This window comes from Herbihabitans rhizosphaerae (assembly GCF_004216555.1).
Classification (GTDB): Bacteria; Actinomycetota; Actinomycetes; order Mycobacteriales; family Pseudonocardiaceae; genus Herbihabitans; species Herbihabitans rhizosphaerae.
In genome coordinates this window covers 1-2,453 of sequence record NZ_SGWQ01000024.1, presented here as the reverse complement: position 1 = coordinate 2,453, position 2,453 = coordinate 1, and the positions used below count along the sequence as shown (strand labels likewise).

Here is a 2,453-nt window from a genome sequence, read left to right as displayed (position 1 = left end):
CCAGAAACAACCAACCCCCACAAATCCTCCGGCGAACACACCCCACCCGGCAAACGACAACCCATCCCCACAATCACAACCGGATCATCATCGACGTGCTCCGAGACGGAATCGCGCACAGCGATCTCCCGCGTTCCGATCAGCTTGTCGCGCAGATACTCGGCCATGGCCTTCGGCGTCGGGTAGTTGAAGATCACTGTCGCGGACAGCTTCAGACCGGTGGCCTGGCCAAGCCGGTTGCGCAGTTCGACGGCCATGAGCGAGTCGAAGCCGAGATCCTTGAATGGCCGCTGCTCCGGCACGGCCGCGCCGTCGGCGTGTCCCAGCACGACGGCCGCGCTCCCCCGGACAAGATCGAGGAGCGTCTTGTTCCGGTCCGCTTCCGGCATGGCGACGAGCCGGTCGGCCAGCGAAGGGCCGGATCCGTCGCCATTGTTGGCGATCGCTCTCCTGCTTCCCGCCGGCGCCACGCGGCGCAGCAGGTGTGGCGCGTCGTCTCGGCCGCGCATGGCGGCGAGGTTCAGCCGAATCGGCACCAGTGCCGGCCGGTCCGACCCGAGCGCCGAATCGAACAGCGTCAGACCTTGCTCGGCCGACAACGGCAGCGTGCCGGCGCGGGCCATCCTTGCCAGGTCGGCGTCGGTCAGCCTGCCGCCCATCCCGGCGTCCTCGGACCAGAGTCCCCAGGCCAGCGAGATCGCAGGGAGGCCAAGCTCGTGGCGGTACCGCGCGAGACCATCGAGGAACGCGTTGCCCGCCGCGTAGTTGCCCTGCCCCGCGCCTCCGAAGGTGGACGAAGCCGACGAGTACAGCACGAAGGCGGCGAGGTCGAGCTCTCTAGTCAGTTCGTGCAGGTGCCACGCCGCGTCCACCTTTGCGCGCAGCACGCGGTCCCACTGCTCAGGGCGAAGCGCGGTGACGACGGCGTCGTCCACGATCCCCGCGACGTGGACCACCGCGGTCAGCCGCTCGGCGACCGAGGCCACCACATCCGCGAGCGCGTCGCGGTCAGCGACATCGGCCGCGACCGAGCGCACCTGGACGCCTGTCTCAGTGAGGCTGTCCGTCCACTCCTCGGGCGCGCCGGACCGGGACACCAACACCAGTTCCGCCACGCCGTGCACCGTCGCCAGGTGTTCGGTGACGAGTCTGCCGAGGCCACCGGTCGCACCGGTGACCAGGACCGTTCCGCCGGCCAGCGCAGACGGGCCGCCCGGCACCGCCAGCTCGACCCGGCCCAGCCGTGCCACGCGCACCCCGCCACCGACGACAGCCACGTGCGGCTCGTCCGCGGTCAGCGCCAGCGCGGCCTCGAGCGTCCCGGCGTCGTCGCGGTCGACCTCCACCAGACCGAACCGGCCGGGGTTCTCCGACAGCGCCCCGCGAACCAGGCCGCGCACCGACTCGTGCACCAGGTCGCCGGCGCGGGTGACGACCACGAGCCGGGAGGAAGACCACCGCTCGTCGGTCAGCCAGTCCTGGAGTGCCCGCAGCACATGGAGTCCGACAGAGTGGACGCGCTCGGGGACGGTCGCGTCGAGGTCGCCGTCATCCGGGCGCAGGACCACGATGGCGGGAGTGTCCTCGGTGTCGCGGTCCTGGTGGTACACCCACTTCGGCGCTGGTCCGGAATCGGTGGACACGATGTCCCACTCGACCGCGAACAAGCTGTCTCGAAGATCCGACGGCGCCTTGAGCTTGTCCAAGTCGACGGGACGGACGGCGAGATCGTCGATGTCCAGTACGGCGGCACCGGTCTCGTCAACCGCGTGGACGGCGATCGAGTCCGCACCATTGCGGACCAGACGGACCCGCAGCGAGCGCGCGGCAGTGGCGTGCATTCGAACACCGCTCCATGCGAACGCCAGGCGCGGCTGCTCGGGGTCGGCGAAGAAGCCGGACACCGCCAGCGGGTGCAGCAGCGCGTCGAGCAGGACAGGGTGCACGCCGTACCCGTCGATGTCGAGCTCGGAGTCGAGCCGCAGCTCGGCGAAGACGCTGTCACCGTCGAGCCAGATCGCACGCACCGCGTGGAACGCCGGTCCGTAGTCGACGGTCATGAGGTCATAGAAGTCGGTGAGGTCGACCGGCTTCGCTCCCGGCGGCGGCCACGAGGCGAGCTCGGTGGACGGTGTGCTGTCCGCCGTGTCCGCGCTGAGCCAGCCCGTGGCGCTCTCCGTCCAGTCCTCCGCCCCGGCGGCACGCGCGTAGACGGTGACCGGACGCCGTTCGCCTTCCGGATTTCCGACCTTGATCTGGACCGTGGTGCCGCCGTCGTCGGGTATCACGATCGGAGCGGAGATCGTCAGCTCCTCGATCATCGAAACACCCAGCTGATCACCGATGTGTGCCAGTGAGTCGATGAGTGCGGTGCCGGGGAGGAGGGTGGTGTTGTTGATGGTGTGGTGGGTGAGCCAGGGGTGGTTGGTGGTGGTGAGTTGTCCGGTGTGGAG

General features: G+C 69.4%; 1 protein-coding gene. It reads right to left on the bottom strand.

The window, feature by feature from the left end; translation table 11 throughout:
* Nucleotides 1–2,399 (bottom strand): type I polyketide synthase (locus tag EV193_RS33010; protein ID WP_242613841.1); only part of this gene is annotated, 2,399 nt, incomplete at its 3' end.
* Nucleotides 2,400–2,453: the final 54 nt, after the last annotated feature.